The sequence below is a fragment of the Trinickia sp. genome, from assembly GCF_036503415.1.
GTDB lineage: Bacteria > Pseudomonadota > Gammaproteobacteria > Burkholderiales > Burkholderiaceae > Trinickia.
The window spans coordinates 1-21,217 of record NZ_DASXWY010000132.1 but is presented as its reverse complement, the minus strand read 5'-3'; the positions used below and the strand labels follow the sequence as shown (position 1 = coordinate 21,217).

The following is a 21,217-nucleotide window of genomic DNA, read 5'->3' as shown; positions in this document are numbered from 1 at the left end:
AATAAGGCAGCGCTGCTCGACAAGGCCGTCGATGCTCAGTCGGTTGATGCTGTGACGCCGGAGGAAGCGATTCGTGATCCCTTCGTCCTCGAATTTCTCGACATCCGCGATGAATACTCGGAGTCCGACCTCGAGGCGGCGGTGATCCAACACCTTGCGGACTTCCTCTTGGAACTGGGCGATGACTTCGCCTTCGTCGGACGGCAACGGCGTCTGAGGATTGACGACTCCTGGTTTCGTGTCGATCTAGTGTTTGCCGGAGCACGCCCGCAAGCCGAGAGCCCGCCGATTCAAGGGCCAGCGAACGGTCGCGTGGACGGACTTTATTGTCACGGACCACGCCGTTGATCCGAAGGATCATCATGCGGGCGAGGGTGATGCCGGGGCTTGGCGTGGCGGCCTACCGCTGCTGCATCGAGCCGGAGAGCAAGACCATGCGGCCCTTAGCCGACGGGACTGCAGAAAGCAGCGCCCTAGCGACGGCCGCCGCTTCGATGGGCCGGAAATTCGCGGGAATCAGGAAGCCGAGCACCTTTCCGAACGCAGACGCCCATTCTTCCCCACGCCGGGTGCGTTGCCCGATGGCTGCTCGATTCCCCACCAACATCGACGGGCGCGCGATGACCAACCCCTCGAACTGCAACTGTGCCAACGCGTCCTCCAGTTCCCCCTTTACGCGGCTATAGAAGATCGTCGAGTTGCTGTCGGCGCCCATGGCGCTCACCAAGCCCGCCTTCTTGGCGCCGGCAGCTACTGCCGCCTTGGCGACAGCAAGGTTGGCGTCGTAGTCGACGGCACGGAATGCAGCCTGGCTGCCGGCGACCTTGATCGTGGTCCCCAGCGCCAGGTACACCTCGTCGGCGGGCGGCAACTCAGGCAATGCGGCGAAGTCGACGACGTGGGCCGTTATCTTGGGATGCTCGATAGCCGGCGGCCTGCGTCCAAAGCTGTGCACCATCACCACGGTTCGGTCGCCCAGCAGACCCTCTAGAATTTCTCTGCCCACCAGGCCAGTAGCGCCTGCGATGATGACGGTACGGCCAGTCATGAGCGGTCTTTTGTTGATATGCCTTCAGGTCCGGTGGCAGCGAGACCGATACCGGACGAGGCGCCGGTGATGAGGACAACTGGCGCGGCGGATTCAATGGAAGTCATGGCCCAGGTGCCTTTCAAATGTTGAGGCGAACACAACGAGCTCAGCTGCGGAGGCCGTCCCAGCAGAGCTGGGACGCGGATCAGGGTTGGCGTTTGCCTCGGCCACCAGCGGATCTGCCAGCAGGCATACGCGAATTCGCAGATGGCTTGCTGGCAGGCTTGCTGCGTGGCTTTTGCGCGCTGAATGGGTTACCGCTCGACGAGTTTGCACCTTTACCCGCGGTCGGAGCACGCTGCGTCGCGGGCTTGCGTTTGTTTTCGCCACTTTGCGGATGCGGTTTCTTGCTGAGTGCCGGCACGGCGCCGGGCGCAGCTTGCGACACCTTGGGCTTCTTAGGCTTTTTGGGTTTTTTGACGATCTGGCCCGTCGTGCTGGTTTGCGGCACGCGGTGGTCGGCTTCGAAACCCGGCTCTTCTTTACGGGGCAGCGTTTGCCGGATCAGCGCTTCGATCGCAGCGAGTTGCGGTGCTTCATCGGCACACACGAGGGACACCGCCACGCCGCTGGCGCCCGCGCGGGCAGTACGGCCAATACGGTGCACATAGTCTTGCGCCACGATCGGCAGGTCAACGTTGATCACCAGCGGCAGGTCGTCGATATCCAGCCCGCGCGCGGCAACATCGGTGGCCACCAGCATATTGACTTCGCCGCTCTTGAAGCGCTCCAGCGCGCGCAGGCGCGCGGGTTGCGGCTTGTCACCGTGAATGGTGTCGACCGAATAGCCGGCCTCATCCAGCAAGGCTGCCAGATAATCCACGCCATTGCGGGTTTTGACGAACACCAGAGCGTGCTCCCAGTGGTTCTCGGCGACAAGGTGCATGAAGAGGTCAGGCTTGTTCTTTTTGTCCACCGGCACCACCCACTGCTTGATGTTGCTGGCGGTGGCATTGGGCGGGCTGACGCTGATGTTGACCGGGCCGCGAAGAATGCTCGCCGCCATGGCTCGGATGTCATCGGTAAATGTGGCGGAAAACAGCAGGGTCTGGCGCCGAGCGGGCAAGCCTGCAAAGACGGCGTTGAGTTCGCGCGCAAAGCCTAGATCCAGCATGCGGTCGGCTTCGTCCAGCACCAGCGTTTGTATTTGATCAAACTGCACCGCGTTCTGGCGATTGAGATCCAACAAACGGCCCGGCGTGGCAACGAGCACATCGACGCCTTTGCGCAACTTCATCATCTGCGGGTTGATGCTGACACCGCCGTAGGCGGCCAGAAATCGTAAGTCGAGGCCTTTGCCGTAATCGATAAAGCTTTGCAGCACTTGTTCAGCCAGTTCACGCGTGGGCACCAGCACCAGAACACGCACGCGGTTGCTGGAGACCGCCGGGCCGTGTTGCACTAGCCGCTGTAACAGCGGGAGCGCAAAACCCGCCGTTTTGCCAGTGCCGGTCTGCGCCGCAGCCATGACGTCCTTGCCAGTTAGCACGGCGGGAATCGCCTTGGCCTGCACCGGCGTAGGGGTCCGGTAGTTGAGGTCCTGCACATTACGCAGCAGGGGATCGATCAGGCCAAGCGAAGCAAAAGACATTGGCGTATTCCGGCTAAAGCTGCAATTCTAGCGGTTACCGCCTGTGTTGAAAGCCCGACGGTCAAGACTCCGTCCCTGGCTCCCCTCGCAAGCGGTCATTCGAAGCAGCCGAGACAAGACGAACATACTCTCGAGGAGAAGCGTGATGAGTCATAAGACCCCTTTCGCCCGTCATACTTTGGCGCTGTTGATGGGTATGACGATTTCATGCGCAGGCATCGCCGCCCGAGCTGAGACGCTGAGTGAACAGGTCGTCGGAACGTGGGCCTACGTATCGGTCGATACCGTGCGCCCGGACGGCAGCCGGCAACCCATGTTCGGCACCAATCCGCAAGGACTCGCGATCTTCGACGGGAGTGGGCACTATGTTCTGATGACATCTCGCGCCGACATCGCAAAGTTCGAGTCCCCCAACCGGATGAAGGGCACGCCGGAGGAAAACAGATCCGTCGTGCAAGGATCGATCGCTCACTTCGGTACATACACCGTGGACGAAGCTGACAAGACAATCACTTTCCATGTCGTCGCCAGCACGTTTCCGAACTGGAATGGAGTGGAGCAAAAGCGGCCATTCGTCATCAGTGGAGACAAACTCAAGTGGACGACGTCCGCTTCCAGCGGGGGCACGGCCGAGGTGGTCCTGCGGCGCCTGAAATGATGCTTCGCGTTCGAGCCTCGCTCCTCGCGCGAACCCCGTTGTCCGACCTCACCGCCTGGCCCGCAGCGCTTTCGCGAGATCGGCCAGCCGATAGGGCTTCGGCACAAACGCCACATCGCTCAGTTGGCCACTATCGTCGTGAAGCGGAGCGGGCAAGTACCCCGATGTCAGCACTATCCTGATCATCGGGTACTGCGAGCGGACCAGACGTGCAAGGTCGAGCCCGCTAATGCCGTGGGGCATCGAAATATCGCTGACGACAACGCTGATGTCTATCCGATCCCTGAGGATTTCCACTGCCTCCGATGCGCTGCTCGCCGGCACCACCTCGTACCCGATGCTCACCAGCAGTTCCGACGCCAAGCCCAACACGTCGGGCTCATCCTCGACCAGCAGAACGGTCTCGGCCTTCGGTGCGGAAGGCACCTTCACCGGTGCCGCCGGCTCCGCGGCCGGCAGATACAGTTCAACTCGCGTGCCTTTGTCCAATTCGCTCGACAGTTGGACGTCGCCACCCGATTGCGCGATGAATCCGTACACCTGGCTGAGCCCGAGCCCCGTCCCCTTGCCGGCCTGCTTCGTCGTAAAAAACGGCTCGAACGCTTGTGCCAGCACATCGCTGTCCATGCCTGTCCCCGTATCGGTGACCGAGACGCGGATGTAACGACCGGCAGGCAATGCCGGGGTGACCGCCGTGCCCGAGTCGACTATCTGCGTGCGAATCGTGATGGTGCCGCCGTCAGGCATGGCGTCGACCGCGTTGACGACGAGATTGAGCAACGCCGCCTCGAAACGCGCGGCATCGACAATTGCCAGGGCTGACTGGGCGTCAAGAGAATATTCCAGACGAATGCTGCGATTGCCAGCGCGTGAAAGCATCGGCGCGAAGTCGCGAATCAGTGCGTTCAGCTCGTGTAACTGGGCCTGCAGCGGCTGTTGCCGCGCGAACGAAAGCAACTGTTGGGTGAGCGATGCGCCGCGGTCGATCGCCCGTCGCATCCCCTCGATCATTTTTCTGTCGATCGACGTGCGCGACTGGATCGCCAGTACTTCGAGACCGTTGGAAAGCACCGCCAGAAGGTTGTTGAAATCGTGCGCGACGCCGCCCGTCAAGCGCCCGATCGCCTCCATCTTCTGCGACTGGAACAGCGCCGCGTTCGCTTTCTCGAGCGCCAGCGCCGCTTCCTTGCGCTCGGTGATGTCGCGCGTCACTTTTGCGAATCCGACGAGAGAACCGTCATCGTCCCGGATGGCATCTACCACGACGTGCGCCCAAAAGCGGCTGCCGTCTTTGCGAATCCGCCATCCTTCGCGTTCGGCACGGCCGTCGCGTGCCGCCGTGGCCAGAATCTGCGCGGGCACGCCGGCCGCCTTGTCCTCGTCGGTGTAGAAACGCGAGAAATGCTCGCCGAGGATCTCCGACTGCTTGTACCCTTTGATCCGCTCCGCGCCGACATTCCAACTTGTCACGACGCCCGCGGGCGAAAGCATGAAGATCGCGTAGTCCGTGACGCCTTGCACCAGAATCCGGAACTGCTCCTCCGTTTCCCGCGTCGCGTCCTGCCTGTCTGTCTGGCTCATGGTGGCAAATCCAGTCTGGGTGAAGGCATCGCTCTCGAGCAGATTCTACCGCTCGCATCCGCAAAGCTGCCCTCGGCAAACAATCTACAATTGGGTCCCTCGGGCCGCTCGCGAAGCGTGCGCACGCATAGCGTCCCGGCTCTGTCCATGTTTACTACCCCCACTTGTCCTATGACACAAACCCTGCGCGACCTCACTACCCTCGAAGCCCGTGTCCTCGGCGTCCTGGTCGAAAAGCAGCACACCGTCCCGGACACCTACCCGCTGTCGCTGAACGCTTTGACGGCAGGATGCAACCAAAAGACTGCGCGTTCGCCCGTCATGAACGTCACCGAATCCGAAGTCCAGACCGCGATCGATGGTCTGAAGCGTCTGAGCCTCGTCATGGAAGCGAGCAGTAGCCGGGTCACGCGTTACGAACACAATATGAATCGCGTCCTCGGGATACCGAGCCAAGCTGCGGCGCTGCTGACCATTCTGCTACTGCGCGGCCCGCAGACGGCTGCCGAATTGCGACTGAACGCAGCACGTTTGCACGGTTTCGCGGACAACTCGTCGGTCGAGGCGTTCCTCGACGAACTCGCCGCACGCACGCCAGCGCTCGCCATCAAGCTGCCCTGTGCCCCCGGCGAACGTGGAAACCGCTGGATGCATCTGCTGTGCGGCGAGGTGAACATCGATGAAATGGTGGGCGCGCGCGAATTCACCGAAGCCTCGATCCCCTCCTCCGAGTTCGAGGCGTTGAGAGCCGAACAAAAGCGCCTGGCCAACGAAGTCAGCCAACTGCGGGCACTCGTACAGCGCATGGCAGCCGAGTTGGGCATGCCGATCGACGACCCGGCACACGATTGAACTTCCATCGCCGAGGCTTGCTCATCGCTGAAACAACGCAGATACGTCGATGTCCGGGATTCGCTCGAGTTCGTCGCGGCGGCTGTCGCACGCTCGACGGATCGTCGCGCCCGGTAAGACCCACACCATCACGGAAACGGCGGCGAGGCTTCCCAGTATCACGAACGCCGTCGGAAACCCGAGGCGGCTGGCAAGCCATCCGCCCAGCAACGGACTCAGGCAGCCGCCGATGGCCTCGACGGTGAATAGCGCACCCTGGCCCAGATTGACTCGACCGCTGCCGTGCAACAAGTGGACGACCAGCGCCGGTATCGCGACGCTTTGCAGCCCGGAGCCCACGCCATCCAGAATCTGGACCGGCGCAATGCCCCAGGGTGTCGTCAGCCATGCGGCGATCAATCCTCTGACCGGCAGCGTGACGAGTGTGGCGAGAATGACCCACCAGAATCCCCAGCGTCGGATGGCGCGATACGCATAGGCAGCGGCGATCAACATCACGACTTGTGAAATGACGAGGTTGGCCGCGGTGAGCTGGCTTGCGAGGCTGTGGTGATCGGCCGCAACCGCAAGGCTGTATAGCGGCAGCATCGCGGAGTTGCCGAGGCTGAACGCGGCCAGCGCGATGGCAAGTAGCCGCAGCGGCCGGTTCTGCAACAGCACGCGCACGCTCTGCGCACGCGCTTGCGAGCGATCTTTATCGTCGTCGTGCGCAAGGCCGCGTGCGTAGTGCCGATGGACCGCGCGCGAGGGAATGAGCAGCACCGATGCAATGCAAGCAACGCCGAAGACGGCACTGAGCACGAACACATACGAGATGCCGAACCGCCATCCGGCCGCCCCGGAGAACAGGGCTGCCGCGATGTTGCCGGCATGATTCGCTACTTGATTGCGGCTGTATTGCAGGTCGAAGTTCTTTCGGCCGACCATCCCGAGTGTCAAGCCGGTCAACGTTGGACCCATGAGCGAACCCGCAACGGCGGTCGCGATCTGCGCCGACGCAATCGGCCAGTACCCGCGTGAAAGCCAGATCACGATCGCGGCGACAATCGTCAGTGCGCTGGCACCCACGACGAGGGAACGCCGATGGGAGATGGCATCGACAAGTGCACCCGCGGGTGTCGTGACGAGCATCGCGACGATTGCGCCCATCGTCAAGACGGAGCCGATCGTATCGGTGCGCCACCCGTGTTCCTGCAGATAAATGCCGAGGAAGGGGCCGGCACCCGCCTGGACATCGGCTGCAAAGAAACTGACCGCGAGTAGTGGGATGGTCGGCTTCACTCAAACGATTGGGTTGTGGCGTTACCCCGGTAGAGCATCTATCGTGCCCGCTCGATGACGCGCCGGCCGGTACGTGGCGGTTGCCCCACTGGCCGCGTGCTGGCTCAATTGCTTCCGGACTAAACTACCGGCAAGCAACGGCAAGAATCGCTACCCGACGCCGGTGCGCGCGGTGCGAGGGAAAGTCATGGAACGGGAGCTTCGCGTGAAGGAACAGAGCCAAGCCGTACATGCGCTTCCTGTCAAGCTCAAGAAAAACGATACGATCGAGAGTGCGTTTCGGCGCATTGCCCGGAACTGCCTCGCACAGGTGCACGGTAACGAACGCGGCGTCGGGTCGGGTCACGATGCTTCGTGCGTTCATCAAATGCGCGTGGGCCTGCGACGTTTGCGTTCCGCATTCGATCTTTTCGAGGGTGTCGTTTCGACGCCAACTTTCTTGCAGGAAGAACTGCGATGGATCGCGGGCGAACTCGGTGCCGCTCGCGACTGGGATGTCATGCTCAATTCGACGCTGCGCACGGCGTTCGATGGTGCCCCTGGCGATACCGACACAGGTGCGGTGACGCAAGCGGCCGCGGACATCGGTAAGCGCAATCGCGCGGCCGCCGCAGCGGCGGTCGGCTCTGCGCGCTATACGCGGCTCGCCATGGAGTTGACGCGTTGGGTCGATGAGGCGGGGTGGCGCGAGGAGATGAACGGCGACCAGCTCGCCGCACTCGATCGATCGATCGAGGCATTCGCCGGCGAGACGCTGCGCAAGCGGCACCGAAAGCTGATCAAGCGTGGCCGGCACCTGCCGGATCTCGATGCGCAGCGGCGTCACCGCGCACGCATTGCCGCGAAGAAACTGCGCTATGCCACGGAGTTCTTCGGTTCGCTCTATCCGAGCGAGGTCGTGCGCCATTACCTTCAGGCGCTCGGCAAGCTTCAAGACGACCTCGGCTGGCGCAACGACGTGGCGGTGGGAGAGGGCCTCCTCAAAGGATTGGCCTCGGACCACGAGCAGACCGCGGCCGGTGTGGCGTATGCGAGAGGCTATCTCGCGTCGCGCGTTGCGGCGGATCACGATTCGCTGAAGAAGTTGTGGAAGCGCTTTCGTCGCTTGTCGCCCCCGCACTGAAGTCTGCCGGGCGCTTCGGTTGCGTCTCCGAATCGAATGGTTATCGAGTCTGTGCAGTCGTCAGCAGGAGCCGATGCTCGGCCGGACCGGGCAGCAATGCCGCCGATTCGCCGCGGACCCATGCGCGGTGGCCGGCAAGAAAGTACGGCGACATCGGGCTGCCCGATTGGCCGCCGGGCATCTCGAAGAGCGCATCGCGCTCATGTCCGGGCGATATCACGAACCGTTCCGACGCGCCGAACGACGGCGCCTGCACACGCGGCATGTTTGCGTCGCCGGGCAGCGGCTCGCGCGGAGCCATCAGCAGGCCGCGCAGCATCGGCAGCCACGTGGGTATCATCCGCGCGAACGGATGCGCAATCGCCGCGCGGTTGCGCTCGCCCCAGCGCGCATCGGCAAGGCGTGTGCCGTCGCGCGTGACGACCTCGATACTCCGATCGATCCGGTCGAGCACGAATGCGTGCCAGTCGGCAACGCCCGGCGGAAGCCACGCATGATGCTGCGCGAGCGCTTCCATCACCGCGAGCGAGCGCGAGGTCGCGAGCCGATAGCGAAAATTCGGATCGCGTTTGGCGAGCGTCTCGTCGAGGCGGCCGAACCATGCGTCGTACATCGCCGCATGGAGCGTGCGAAGCAGCGTATACCCCACCGCATCGGCATCGGCACGGCCATTCCATTGCTCGAGCAGGCGTCGATACTCGGCGCGCTGCGGGTGGCCGGCGAGCGCGTTCCCATCGAGTGCGTCGAGTGCGATGCGTCGCCATCGCTCGATCCAGAGCGCGCGATCGTCGATCTGCAGAGCGAGCATATCGCGCTCGGCGAAGTGCTCGTGCGCAAACAGCGCGTCGCGGATTTGCGTTGCACGAGCGCCGACGTCGCTGCCTGCGTCGCCGATCGGTGATTGCGCGGCGCCGCTCAACTGTCGGCTGTTCGCGGTCCATAGGCGCGCTGCAGGCGGGTCGATGCGGCGCGGATAGTCGGTCGGATCGAGGTAGCCGTCCCACCCGCGGTACACGTTCGCGCGCACCGGTAAATCCGTCAGAGCGGGCGCCGCGGATGGCGCGGATGCCGGTGATGCAACGGCCCGGCGCGGCAACGGCCCGGCGAGCGTCCAGCCGATATGCCCGGCAGCGTCCGCAACGACGATGTTCTGCGTAGGGATTCCGCACGCCGCCGCGGCAGCCAGCGCCGACGGCACGTCGTCCGCATCGGCGAGCCGGCCGAGCCCGAGATTCACCGCGCGCGCGTCGTGCGCGGCCCAGCGGATCGCATAGCTGTGCCCGTCCGCCTGCAACATCGGCCCCCAGCGCGTATCGGCGACATCGAGTTCGGCGGCCGGCGCGCCGCGCACGTCGATCCGTTCGCGATGTACCCGCGCGCGCTCCCAATCGCCGTTCGGTGTGCGGTAGCGCAACGGGTCGTGCGGATCGACATCGAGTTCGACGACGTCGATGAAGTTGCCGTAGCTGTTCGTGAAGCCCCATGCGATACGGCCGTTGCTGCCGGCAACGATGCCGGGCGTGCCGGGCAGGCTGACGCCGGTCAATTGACGAACTACGCCGTTTCGATCGGGCGCGCGCAGCACGACGCGGTACCAGATATTCGGCAGCGACAGGCCGAGATGCATATCGTTGGCGACGATCGCCCGGCCGTCGAAGCTTGCATTCCGATTGATCGCCCAGCTGTTGCTGCCGATCATGAAGGTGTCCAAGCCCGGCGTACCGGGATCGAGCTCAGCAGTGCGCAGTGGCGCCGCCCGCAGCCAGTCAGGGGGGGGCGGCGGTGTCGGCACGGCGGTGCTCGTCGACGCGGCATCGGGCGCCGGCATCGAGTCGAGCGGCGCGTCCCAGTGGCTCGAGGTTGGCAGCAGAAATCGCAGCAGATCGGGCGACACGCGCTCGCTCAGTGCCGCGCGGGCCAGCGTGCGACGCAGTTCGCCGTACTGCAGATCGAAGTACATCGCGTAGACGACCAGCAGCGTGTCTTCGGCACGCCAGGATTGCGGCTGGCTTCTGAGCATCCAGTACTCGAATGGCCGGCTGCGCAGCGATGCAAGCCCGTCGTTGACGCCTGCCGCGTAGCGTTCGAGCAGCGTGCGCGAGTTGGGGTCGAGCGCTGCGGCAATCTCGTGCGCACGGGCGCGGAACCGGTGCAACCGGTGAGTGCGGTCGAGTTCCACCGCGGCCGGCCCGATCAGAGCGGCGAGTTCGCCGGCCGCAACGCGGCGCAGCAGGTCCATTTGAAAGAAGCGATCTTGCGCATGGGCGAAGCCGGTGGCGTACGCGAGATCGGCGGAGCTGCCCGCGCTGATGGTCGGCACGCCGAGCGCGTCGCGCTCGATCGTGGCCTCGTGACTGAGCGCGGGCGCCGGGTACGTGCCGTCGAGCGCGGGCAGGCCCGCGCGCAAGAGCGCGCGTCCGCCGACGCCGGCCAGCGCGAGCAGCGCCGAACCCAACAACACCGCGGCGATAGCGGCGCGAAGTATTCGGGAGGGCCTGCGCGGCCGTGCGACGCCAGGTGGCATGCCTTCAAGGCCCGGCTCGCTGACGCGCTTCACGACGTCGTCCGTCGTATAGCCCCTCTCTTTCATGAAGATGTTTCCTCTTTACGCACTCGCGGCGCGGCGACCCGCATGAACGTATCACGATTCGTCGAAAGCGCGTGAGGAAGGGAAGCAACCGGAATGCTGCGCAGCGATCGTCGAGCAGACCCATACCTAAAGGTTCACCGATTGTTGCCGATATGCGGTTAACGCCTCGTTTGGCTCGTCGGCCGCCATGAACTTACTCACGCAGTCCAACCGTTGCCAGCACTCAGCGCTTGCAGACCGAAAGGCGATCTGAAGTGCGACGAATCGGTATCGCCCTCGGCGTGGCCGCCATGGCCGCACTGCTTCTGGTAGCGCTGTGCGGCTACCGGCAGCGGACGTCTGTGCCGGCGAGCGCGCCGAGACCGGCCGCCACGACCCTCACCGCATTGATCTGGGCTCCTGACTGGCCCCAGCAGATGCTTCAGATCGCGGCCGAGTTCATGCGGCTGAACCCGGATATCCGCGTGAACGTACAGTTCATGATTGGCGACACGGTCGAGGACAATATCAAGCCGCGAATCGCATCGGGCAATCTGCCCGATCTCGTTAGTGTCAACCCTAATGCCTATGCAGCCGAGCTGGCCGACGAGGGGGTGCTTGCCGATGTCGGCTCGACAGCGGCGTGGGCCAACATGCTCGGTCCGTTGAAGGAGGACTGGACCAGTCGCCAGGGCAAGGATTTCGGCATATCCGGCGGCGTGGCGACGACGCCGATCTATTACAACAAGGCCATATTCGCAAAAGCCGGCATCAAGAATCTGCCGACGGATTTCCGAGCGTTCCTGCTGGTCTGCGAGCAGCTCAAGCGCGCGGGGTTCGTACCGATCATGCTCAACGGCGGGTTTCCGAACATGCTCGGGAACGGCCCGTTCGCTTCGGGCTTCGCCAACGATGTCGCGGCACGCGAGATCGGCTGGAAGCGGAAGATGGGCGACGGCTCGCTCGATCTGAATACTCCAGAGGTGGCCGACATCTTTGCCAAGATGCTGCTGTTGGTCGACCGCGGATACGTGCAGAAAGGTTTCATGGCCACCGATTACGATGGCGGCATCCAGCTTTTCAAGCAGGGCAAGGTCGCGATGGTCTTGCATGGCAGCTGGGCAGCCGGTCTGCTCCTGCACGGGAACCCATTCCAAGTCGGTGTTTTCATCCCGCCCTGGAACGCGCCCGGCAAGCTCGTCGTGCCCGTAATGGGCAGCGAAACCGGGTTTGCGGTCTGCGAGACGCCGCGCAAGGCGGCCGCCATGCGTTTTCTCGAATTCATCGCCGGAAAAGGTTTTTCCATTCTCCAACGAAAGCGCCACAACATTCCGCCGTTCGAGCATGTGACGGGACCGATCGTGACCGACCAGATCATGATCGACTACACCAACAGGGTCGGCCGCTTTCCCGTCACTTCGAGCCCGTACTATTCGGTGCTCCCTTCGAACTCGATCGAGGAGTTGCATCGGCTGATGCAGGATGTGCTACTCGGAAAGACGACGGCCACGGAAGCGGCGACGCTCCTCGACCAGTCGGTCAAGAATCAGGCAACGATGCACTATAAATGAACCCAATCATCGTTCCGCTGCGACGCGTGTTCGCCTACCTTTCGCTGGATGTACTGCGCCGCGTCGAGATCCGCTACCGGCTGATGACGGCATTCGTCCTGCTTTCACTGCTGCCTTTGCTGATTTCGGGCTACATCTCCTATGCCGAATCCACGGCCGCAATCAAGGAGAAGGCGGAGATCTTTTCGAAGGAGGCGGTCAGGCAGGTATCGAAGAATATCGAATTGGAGATGGCGCAGATCGAGACCGAAAGCACTCATCTCATGCTGTCGGACAAGGTCCAGGATAGCCTCGTAAAAGCCGTCAGCGGTTCGGCGAAAGAACAAAGCGAGGCGCGGGAGCGGGTCACGAAGCTGTTGCTGGAACGCTATGGCTCGATGGATTTCATCAACCAGAAGTATCTGCTCGACAATCGCGATCGCATCATGGACACGCAGGCATTCGCGCTGCTGACCCACGACGTGATGCACTTGGTGGAGCGCGCCCGCAGCCTCAACGGGCGTCCGTACTGGGGCAGCCACGACATCGGCAGCGGGCGGCGGGATCTCGCCATGGCGCGAGCCATTATCGGTAAAAGCGGCAATCACCAGATCGGCAGCCTGGTTCTCATCATTCGTCCCGAACACTTCTCGGCGATCTTCAACGAATTTGCCGTAGGCAGCGGAACCCAGATTTGCGTTTTCGATGCCGGCGACAATCGCATCGTTCTGCGCGCGGGCGGAGGTTCGAGCGACCTCGGTGGCCTGGCTCCGCCCGAGCTGGTCAAGAAGATAGCCAACCGGCAACCTAATCGCAGCTCGAACGGTTTCATCGATTTCACAGGCAACGGTGGCGGCCACTACCTTGCCACGTACACGGGAATTCCCGGTACTTCGTGGTTCGTCATCAGTGCGATTGCGGAACAGAAGCTGACTGGGGAGGCGCAGTCGGCCCGCAACGAAATCATCCTGGTCGGCATATCGGGTCTTTTGCTTTCGATTTTTCTCGCCTACTTCATTTCGCACAGCATTACAGGGCCGCTGAACGAGCTCGTACGCAAGATGGACGATACGGGCAACGAGGCAGGGGCGGGCGCCGACGCGTTGGCGCAGGCAAGCGGCGATGCGCGTCGCGTCGACGAGTTGGGAAGATTGGCGCAACGGTTCGAACGGATGAGCGCCGCGATCGGCCAGAAAATCCAGAAGATCAATGAAATCAACGCATCTCTCGAGGAGACCGTCGCTGATAGAACGGTAGCGCTAACGAGGCGGGAGCGGGCTTTTCGGACCCTCATCGAAAACTCGCCTGACACGATCACTCGCTACGACCGGGATTTCCGCCGCACTTACGCCAATCCGGCCTTTTGCGCGATGGCTGGATGCACGCTCGAAGAAGCGCTCGGCAAGCGGCCCTCCGAATTTCCGGGCGGCGCGGACACGCTGCGCTACGAATACAAGATAGGCGAAGCGATTTCGTCCGGGAAAAGGACGCAATTCGAATTGAAATGGACGGGCGAGAATGGGCGGGAGCAATGCTCGCACATTTCTCTGACGCCGGAAATCGACTCCTCGGGCAACGTCAGTTCCGTGCTTGCCATCGGCCGCGATCTGTCGGACCGCTTGGTGTTCGAGGAAACCATCTGGAAGCAAGCCAATTTCGATGCCCTGACCAGATTGCCCAATCGTCAGATGTTTCATAACCGCTTGGAGCACGAGGCGCGGTTATCCGAAAGTTGCGGCAAGCAAATGGCGTTGATGTTGATCGACCTCGATCGCTTCAAGGAGGTCAACGACTCTCTCGGGCACGACAAGGGGGATGTTTTGCTGATCGAGGCCGCCCGGCGAATCAGCTCGTGTGTCCGGGACTCGGATACGGTCGCCCGTCTTGGCGGCGACGAATTCACGATCATTTTGCCTAGACTCGACGACACGGCAAGTGTCGGAGCGATTGCCGGCGCGATCATCGAGAAGCTGGTCGAGCCATTCGATCTGGGTTCGGACGAGGCTTTCATTTCGGCGAGCATCGGCGTGACGATCTATCCGGACGATGCGGCCGAGCTCGACGTGCTGTTCAAGAATGTCGATCAGGCCATGTACTCGGCTAAAAATGCCGGGCGCAACCGCGTGGGCTACTTCACGCCCGATCTGCGCGTCGCCGCGCAAAAGCGCCTTCGCTTGACGAGCGATCTACGGGCCGCGATCCAGGGCAATCAGTTCCAGGTCTACTATCAGCCGATCGTCGATCTCGCGACGGGGGAGATCCGCAAGGCGGAGGCGCTGATCCGCTGGCTGCATCCCGAGCGCGGGATGGTGAGCCCTCACGACTTCATTCCGTTGGCCGAAGAAACGGGCCTCATCGTCGCGATCGGCGATTGGGTCTTCAAACAGGCGGTGCAGTGCGCGCGGCAATGGCGCGACCGCTTCGACCCGGCCTTTCAGATCAGCGTCAACATGTCGCCCGTGCAGATTCGACAAGACAGCCAGGTTTGCGCTCACTGGTCGGATTATCTCGCGCAGGAAGGCATGCCCGGTCAAAGCATCGCCGTTGAAATCACCGAGGGTCTCTTGCTCGATGCCGAGCTCAACGAAAAGCTTTTGACGTTCCGCGACGCCGGAATCCGCGTGTCGATCGACGACTTCGGCACCGGCTATTCGTCATTGGCTTATTTGAAGCGATTCGATATCGATTACCTGAAGATCGATCGGTCGTTCGTTCACAACGTTGGATTCGACGGCAACAATCAGGCGCTTTGCGAGGCCATGGTGGTCCTGGCGCACAAGCTGGGATTGCAAGTCATTGCGGAGGGCGTGGAGACGACGGAGCAACGCGATTTTCTGCGTGCCATCGGGTGCGACTTTGCCCAGGGTTTCCTATATTCGCAGCCCGTTGCGCCCGGGCAGTTCGAAGTGCTCGTATGGCCGAGCTTCGGCGAGCAGGCGGGCGCCGGACGGCTGCTCACGGAGTGGCCGATGTAATCGGTGTTGTGACCTTGACTTCGTCCCGGGGGGAACTAGATTCCAACCAGCTACTCGAGCTACGCGTCGCTCGAGACAAGAAAGGGGGGCGATCATGATCCCGTGGGAAATCGAAGGCACCGAATTAATCAGCTGCAATTGTTCATACGGTTGCCCTTGCCAGTTCAGCGCAACGCCTACCCATGGCTTTTGCGAAGCGATGGGGGCCATTTCCATCAGCAGCGGTTATTACGGCGACGTGCACCTTGACGGCGTCAAGATCGCGGTCGTTTTTCAGTGGCCAGGGCCCATTCACGAGGGTAAGGGGAAATGCCAGCCGGTCGTCGACGAGCGGACAAGCCCCGAGCAACGCGAAGCGATCCTGAAAATCATGACGGGGCAGGACACCGAGCCGTTCGCAACGATGTTCTCGGTCTACGCTTCGACGCTCGAGCAGGCATTCGATCCGATCTTCACGAAGATCGAGTTCGACGTGGATGTCGATGCCAGGCGTGGGCGCGTTCATGTCGACGGGGTATTCGATCTCGCTGGGGAGCCGATTCGCAATATCGTGACCGGCGCCGAGCATCGCGCCCGGATCGATCTACCGCAAGGTTTCGAGTATGAGCTGGCCGAGATCGGCTCGGGCGCGGGCCGCTCCGAGGGCAATATCACGCTCGATTTCAAGGGCACTTACGCGCAGTTCGCGCGGCTGCACATGAACAACAAGGGCTTGATCCGGCATCGCGCTGCCGCATGAGCCGTATCGACGATCTGCTTCGGCGCGAGCGCTCCATTACCGCGTTCGGCTTGATTGCGGTTGTCGCGTTGTCGTGGTCCTATCTCTGGTCTGGCGCGGGCATGGGCATGTCCGCGCTGCGCATGACTTCGATCGCACTGTTTCCCCATCTCTTGACCGATCGCGCGGGCAGCATGGATCCCTCCTTGCCGACCGCGATTCTCATGTGGTGGACGATGATGATCGCGATGATGACGCCCAGTGCCGCGCCGCTCGTCCTGTTGTATCGACGCGTATTACGGCACTACGGCGCTGCCGGGACGGGTACGGCGGTGCCTTCGCTCATGCTGTTGGCCGGCTATCTGGCGACGTGGCTCGCATTCTCGATCGGCATGGCGTTGCTGCAGAACATTTTGCAGCCGACAGGGCTCATGTCCGACATGATGCTTTGGTCGCGGAGTGCGTTGTTTTCGGCGATCGTGCTGGTTGCTGCCGGGCTTTATCAATTCTCGCCATTCAAACGTGCATGCCTCGCGCAATGCCGGTCGCCGGTGAATTTCCTCATGACGCATTGGCGCCCCGGTGTCTTCGGCAGTTTGATGCTCGGGATGCGCCACGGCGCTTATTGCGTGGGGTGCTGCTGGATGCTGATGGCGCTGCTGTTCGTTGGCGGAATCATGAATCTCGTCTGGATTGCGGCGCTGTCGTTTTTTGTGTTCGTGGAAAAGCTTTTGCCTGGCGGCGAGTACGTGGGACGCGCGCTGGGTGCGGTGTTGATCGTTTGGGCGGGGGTGACGTTGATGGTATGACCGGCGAACGCATTAATCCGAGCCCAGCAGCGTTACGCCGTAGTCCGGGGCGTCGCACGCGTGCAGCGCTGCAATTCGGAAACGACCGCCTCGAACGAAGGCCGGCTCGCGGCGTCTTCGCTCAGACACGCCGCCGCGAGCGCTTCGAGTCCGCTCGCCAGAGGCGCCGTTCGCTCGGTGCAGCATGCGATCAGCTCTTCGAGCAAATAGCCGAATGCCCGTACCTCCAGCCGTTGCAACGCCGACCCAAGTCTTCGATCCGCGGTGTCGTACAAAGACGCCGCCCCGAAATCTCCCAACAACGCCCGTCCGCCACCGCGGTGCAAGATGTTGTGCGCGTAGAGATCGCCATGCATGATGCCGCGCTCATGCAGATGTCGAGCAGCCGACGCAATGCCATAGGCGATATCGCATGCCGCCGCTGCATCGAACCGCACATCGGCCGGATATATGTCGCGTGTGCAGGAATCAAGGCTCGGCGGCCCCGCCAGATTGGCGAACGCAGGGTCGATCAGCTCCATGACCAGGCCGTGCTGGCCCATGGGGTGGCCCGTTACCCTACCGAGCACAGGAATCAGATTCGCGTGGCGTCCCGCATGAATGCACGCGGCCATCTCACGGTCCGGCAAACCGTCGCTCGTGACCGCGCCTTTGAAAAGCTTCACCGCGACCGATCGCGCATCGCGCTCCTCACCTTGAACAAGCAGCTTGGCGCGATAAATGATGCCCGACGCGCCTTCGCCGAGCTTTTCATCGAGGACGAGCGATTCCCAGTGAATATCGGCGATCGTCGTTTCGGCCGAGGCCGCTGCTTCGAGCGATGCGCCGAACGGGTTGCCGGCGTAGGCCAGCCACGACAGGCGCGGCAAGTCGGCGAGCCATTCGGGTAGCGCTGCCAGCCGATTCGCCGAAAGACGCAGAAGTTCGAGCCGGGTGCAGGCAGCCATTTCGTCTGGCAGCGCGCTGAGCCGGTTACCCGCAAGCATCAACTTTTGCAGCAGCGAACACTGTCCAAGTTCGGCTGGCAGCACCTCGACCTCGTTGTCCGTCAGAATCAGCCAGCGCAGCTCACGCGGCAGCGATTTGGCCGACACGCGGCGTATCCGGTTCGCCTTGAAGCCGACCATGCCGAGTTGCCGGCATTCGCCAAGGACATCGGGCAATTCGGTGAAGCGGTTATTCGAGGCGAAAAGGATGCGCAGTTTCGTTAGCCGGGGCAAATCGTCGGGCAGCGTCGACAGTGCATTTCCCGAAAGGTCGAGGACTTCGAGCGTCTCGGCAAGCGAGAAAATTTCGCGCGGGAACTCGGTCAGCCCGCAACCAAGCTTCAGTTCACGGGCTCCGATGAGTTGTCCGGCCTGCAGTTGTTCAAGGGAGGCGTTCACTATGGCAAGCGGTATCCGAAAAGCGGGGGATGGGTCGGCGCAACGCCGCCCATTCTACTATCGGACGATCGGCCTTCGCCTCCGGCGGCGCGGTTGCCCGCCTCAATCGGCAACCCGCCCCGCATAGGCGATGCAGCGCCGGGCGAGCACCTCTGTGGGATCCACGAGTTGCGCACGCCGCCCCGCTCGGCCGATGAATACGCCGCTGGGCACCAGCAACGGAAGCTCGGTGCATCCGAGAATCATGACTTCGATGCCTGCGTCGAGCAGCCCCTCGATGGCCGCGCGAATGTCGTCGTGACATTGGCCGGTCGTAAAGCCCGCTTTCACCCCTTTCTCGCCGTAGATGGCGGCCATCACGCGCGCCTGGAGTGCCGGCTCGGGCGCAACCTGATTCAACCCGGACGCCGCGAGCGCTGTCCGATAGACACCGCTTTCGATCGTGCCCGAGGTGGCCAGCACGCCGATATTGCGCACAGAGGGAAACGTCTCGCGCAGATAGTCGACCGTGACACTCAGCATGTTCACGATCGGTATCCCGAGATACGGCTCGATTCGATCGACGAACGCGTGGGCGGTGTTGCAGGGAATCGCGATGATGTCCGCTCCCCCGTCCTCGAGCTTTTTGCATGTCGCATAGAGAGAAACGGTCGGGTCGGCGCCGTCGCCGATCAGGTTCGCCGTCCGATCCGGAATCTGCGGGTTGTGCTCGACCAGCAGCTTGATATGGTCTTGATCGCGCGAGGCCGGCGTATGGCGGACGATCTTGTTCAGGAAATCGACGGTGGCGGCCGGCCCGACCCCGCCGACTACCCCGACCTTGAACACCGGCGACGGTGAATCGAGGCATCCCGACACGATGTATTGCGCATACGCCATGTTGGAATCGATGACCGGGACGGCGCCGGCCGCGATCGAATCCGGGAGAAGCGGAATCTCCGTCATGCCGGGCACGATGACCTCCGCACCCTGGTCCGCGAGGTCCAGGCATGCGCGGCGCAGCAGTTCGACCGGACGTCCGTGCAGATTGCCGCGTTTGATGCCGTCGCGTCCGTAGACGGCTTGCGTCACGAGATCGATCCCCTCGTGCAACCGCGGGTGCAGCACTTCGAACCGCGGCGCGCCAAAGTATCGTTCGAACAATCGATGTTCGCGCGTGTAATCGGATGCCAAAACCCCGATACGCCGGGCATGGGGGTGCTCGTTCCGTACATGGCTGCGGACCGCCTCGACGATGTTGGCAATCCGCAGATTCGTGTTCTCGTTCAGTTCGTCGATGAACGTATGACTGAGAAAGCATGGCAGTACGATCGTCGTCACGCCGCGTTTTTCGAAATCGCGAATCATGTCGAAGATATAGAGCTTGCGTGCGGTTGTCGCGGCACTGCCTGTGCCGGAACACCGGAACGGATACTGCTCGAATATCGCGTCGGCATGATCGGCGTCGGACGCGGCGGGCGTTGCCTGGGCAAGCTTGAAGAAAACGTCGGCGCCGGCCAACGGGCCCAGGCCCCCGATGACCCCATATTTGCGTCGCTTTTCCGGCATTCGAGTGATCATCGTATTTCTGCCGCGTGCCGATCGAATTGGGTTTCGTCCGATGTGCCGGGACGCGCCTTTTCCCATTTGGCGATGACAGCCGTCGCAACGCTATTGCCAATGACGTTGGTCATGGTACGGCCCATATCGAGCACCTGGTCGATGGCGAGGACCATCGCCACGCCGGCGGCAGGCAGATGGAAAAGCGGCGCAACGGCAGCCACGACGACCACCGATCCGCGCGGCACGCTCGCCATGCCTTTACTGCTCAGCATGAGAATCAGCAACATGAATATCTGCTGCGAGAGCGGCATCTGAATGCCGAACGCTTGAGCAATGAAAATGGCCGCGAACGCCTGATACATCATCGAGCCATCGAGATTGAACGCGTAGCCCAGCGGGAGCGTGAAGCCGACCACCTTTTTATCGACGCCGAATTTCTCGAGTTGCTCGGTCAGGGCCGGATACGCTGCTTCGCTGCTGGCCGTCGAGAACGCGAGCATCGCCGGCTGGCGTACCGCTTTGAGCAAAGCTCCGATACGCCGCCCGAGAAAGAGATAACCGAGGCCGATCAGAATGGCCCACAGCGCGAACAGCCCCAGATAGAACGAGCCGATGAGCTTCCCGTAGGTATAGAGCACGTCGAGACCGCGTAGCGTGACTGCCGAAGCGATGGCCCCGAAGACGCCGAACGGCGCGGCGCGCATGACGTAATCGGTCAGTCGCAACATGACGGGGACCATTCCGTCGATCGCCTGGATGACGATGGCGACGCGGGCATCACGCTTGAGCGCGCCCAGCGCGAGACCGAGAAAAATAGCGAATACGAGGATCTGCAAGATATCGTTGCGCGCCATCGCGTCGACAAGACTCGTCGGAAATGCATGCGTGATCACGTCTTTGGCGTTCAGTGCCGATGTGTTGAGCCCGGTGCTGACTTCGCCGGCGCCCGCGATCAGGTGAAGACCGGCACCCGGCTGCAATGCGTTGGCCATCAGGAGTCCGAGACTCAGCGAGACCAGGGAGGCGCAGACGAACCAGCCGATCGAGCGCAGGCCGATGCGGCCGACATCCTGACCGCCGTCCATACCGGCGAGCCCCGATACGAGCGTGGCAAAGACGAGCGGCGCGATGATCATCTTGATCAGCCGAAGAAAAATGTCGGTGACGATCGAGAAGTATCCGGCGACGGTCTTCAGCGTGGCCGCATCCGAAAAGCCCGTATGACAAAGATAGCCGGCGATGACGCCGAGGAGCATGCCGGCTGCGATGCTGAGGGTAAGTCGATTTTTCATGGGTCCGTCCGTGGTTGGCGCGGCAGCGTCGCAGGACGACCGGCTCGCGCGGAGAAGGCTGAGCGGACGCTGGGCCAAGGCGTCGCGTTCAGCACACGAACGGATGGTAGGCGGGTCAAAAAAGCCGGCGATGCGGCTCCGACATGTGCCTATGCGAGATTCGCATAAGCCGGGAAAGCCCTATCCGAGGGCGGCGGCTCC

General features: G+C 62.4%; 16 protein-coding genes. 8 read left to right on the top strand and 8 right to left on the bottom strand.

Annotated features, from left to right (window positions below; all coding sequences use genetic code 11):
• The coding region (locus tag VGL01_RS16550; RefSeq protein ID WP_331571178.1) for a PDDEXK nuclease domain-containing protein at positions 1-348 on the top strand (348 nt) is incomplete at its 5' end.
• A gap of 52 nt (positions 349-400) precedes the next feature.
• Here the strand turns inward: VGL01_RS16550 and VGL01_RS16545 are convergent.
• Together VGL01_RS16545 and VGL01_RS16540 are read right to left on the bottom strand one after the other, a co-directional pair.
• On the bottom strand, positions 401-1,048 hold the full coding sequence (locus VGL01_RS16545) for a nucleoside-diphosphate sugar epimerase (protein ID WP_331571176.1): 648 nt from the start codon (positions 1,046-1,048) through the stop codon (positions 401-403).
• Between the two features lie 187 nt (positions 1,049-1,235).
• Positions 1,236-2,681, bottom strand: a complete 1,446-nt coding sequence (locus tag VGL01_RS16540; RefSeq protein WP_331571174.1) for a DEAD/DEAH box helicase — start codon at positions 2,679-2,681, stop codon at positions 1,236-1,238.
• 145 nt (positions 2,682-2,826) lie between these two features.
• On the opposite strand from VGL01_RS16540, the gene VGL01_RS16535 reads away from it, so the two are divergent.
• Positions 2,827-3,339 carry a lipocalin-like domain-containing protein gene (locus tag VGL01_RS16535; RefSeq protein ID WP_331571182.1) on the top strand — a complete coding sequence of 171 codons (513 nt, stop codon included), beginning with the start codon at positions 2,827-2,829 and terminating at the stop codon, positions 3,337-3,339.
• Positions 3,340-3,387: 48 nt separating this feature from the next.
• Here the strand turns inward: VGL01_RS16535 and VGL01_RS16530 are convergent, their stop codons facing one another.
• Complete coding sequence (locus tag VGL01_RS16530) at positions 3,388-4,920, bottom strand: PAS domain-containing sensor histidine kinase (protein WP_331571172.1); 1,533 nt, start codon at positions 4,918-4,920, stop codon at positions 3,388-3,390.
• A 147-nt stretch (positions 4,921-5,067) separates the two neighbouring features.
• Between VGL01_RS16530 and VGL01_RS16525 the strand changes: the two genes are divergently transcribed.
• Entirely contained in the window at positions 5,068-5,772 is a 705-nt protein-coding gene (locus VGL01_RS16525; RefSeq protein ID WP_331571180.1) for a YceH family protein, read from the top strand.
• Positions 5,773-5,793: 21 nt separating this feature from the next.
• On the opposite strand, the gene VGL01_RS16520 is transcribed toward VGL01_RS16525, so the two are convergent.
• The gene (locus tag VGL01_RS16520; protein WP_331571170.1) at positions 5,794-7,053 is read right to left on the bottom strand and encodes an MFS transporter; all 1,260 of its coding nucleotides are present in this window, start codon (positions 7,051-7,053) and stop codon (positions 5,794-5,796) included.
• Positions 7,054-7,240: 187 nt separating this feature from the next.
• Here VGL01_RS16520 and VGL01_RS16515 point away from each other — a divergent pair, with 187 nt between their 5' ends.
• Entirely contained in the window at positions 7,241-8,176 is a 936-nt protein-coding gene (locus VGL01_RS16515; RefSeq protein WP_331571168.1) for a CHAD domain-containing protein, read from the top strand.
• 40 nt (positions 8,177-8,216) lie between these two features.
• On the opposite strand, the gene VGL01_RS16510 is transcribed toward VGL01_RS16515, so the two are convergent.
• Entirely contained in the window at positions 8,217-10,700 is a 2,484-nt protein-coding gene (locus VGL01_RS16510) for a penicillin acylase family protein (protein ID WP_414720280.1), read from the bottom strand.
• A gap of 320 nt (positions 10,701-11,020) precedes the next feature.
• On the opposite strand from VGL01_RS16510, the gene VGL01_RS16505 reads away from it, so the two are divergent.
• From VGL01_RS16505 to VGL01_RS16490, 4 genes are all read left to right on the top strand, one after another.
• Positions 11,021-12,316 (top strand): ABC transporter substrate-binding protein, encoded by a 1,296-nt coding sequence (locus VGL01_RS16505; protein ID WP_331571164.1) that lies wholly within the window; start codon positions 11,021-11,023, stop codon positions 12,314-12,316.
• Positions 12,313-15,270: a bifunctional diguanylate cyclase/phosphodiesterase gene (locus VGL01_RS16500; protein WP_331571162.1), complete on the top strand. Its 2,958-nt coding sequence runs from the start codon at positions 12,313-12,315 to the stop codon at positions 15,268-15,270. Before VGL01_RS16505 ends, VGL01_RS16500 begins: the two co-directional genes overlap by 4 nt.
• Before the next feature lie 94 nt (positions 15,271-15,364).
• Positions 15,365-16,009: a DUF1326 domain-containing protein gene (locus VGL01_RS16495; RefSeq protein ID WP_331571161.1), complete on the top strand. Its 645-nt coding sequence runs from the start codon at positions 15,365-15,367 to the stop codon at positions 16,007-16,009.
• Positions 16,006-16,797, top strand: coding sequence for a DUF2182 domain-containing protein (locus tag VGL01_RS16490; protein ID WP_331571160.1), 792 nt, complete (start codon positions 16,006-16,008; stop codon positions 16,795-16,797). The genes VGL01_RS16495 and VGL01_RS16490 overlap by 4 nt, the downstream gene beginning before the upstream one ends.
• Before the next feature lie 32 nt (positions 16,798-16,829).
• Here VGL01_RS16490 and VGL01_RS16485 read toward each other — a convergent pair whose 3' ends face one another.
• The 3 genes from VGL01_RS16485 to VGL01_RS16475 form a co-directional block, all read right to left on the bottom strand.
• Positions 16,830-18,182, bottom strand: coding sequence for a leucine-rich repeat-containing protein kinase family protein (locus VGL01_RS16485; RefSeq protein WP_331571158.1), 1,353 nt, complete (start codon positions 18,180-18,182; stop codon positions 16,830-16,832).
• Positions 18,183-18,284: 102 nt separating this feature from the next.
• Positions 18,285-19,742 (bottom strand): aspartate/glutamate racemase family protein, encoded by a 1,458-nt coding sequence (locus tag VGL01_RS16480; protein WP_331571156.1) that lies wholly within the window; start codon positions 19,740-19,742, stop codon positions 18,285-18,287.
• Positions 19,739-21,016 (bottom strand): dicarboxylate/amino acid:cation symporter, encoded by a 1,278-nt coding sequence (locus VGL01_RS16475; RefSeq protein WP_331571154.1) that lies wholly within the window; start codon positions 21,014-21,016, stop codon positions 19,739-19,741. The genes VGL01_RS16480 and VGL01_RS16475 overlap by 4 nt, the downstream gene beginning before the upstream one ends.
• Positions 21,017-21,217 lie beyond the last annotated feature (201 nt).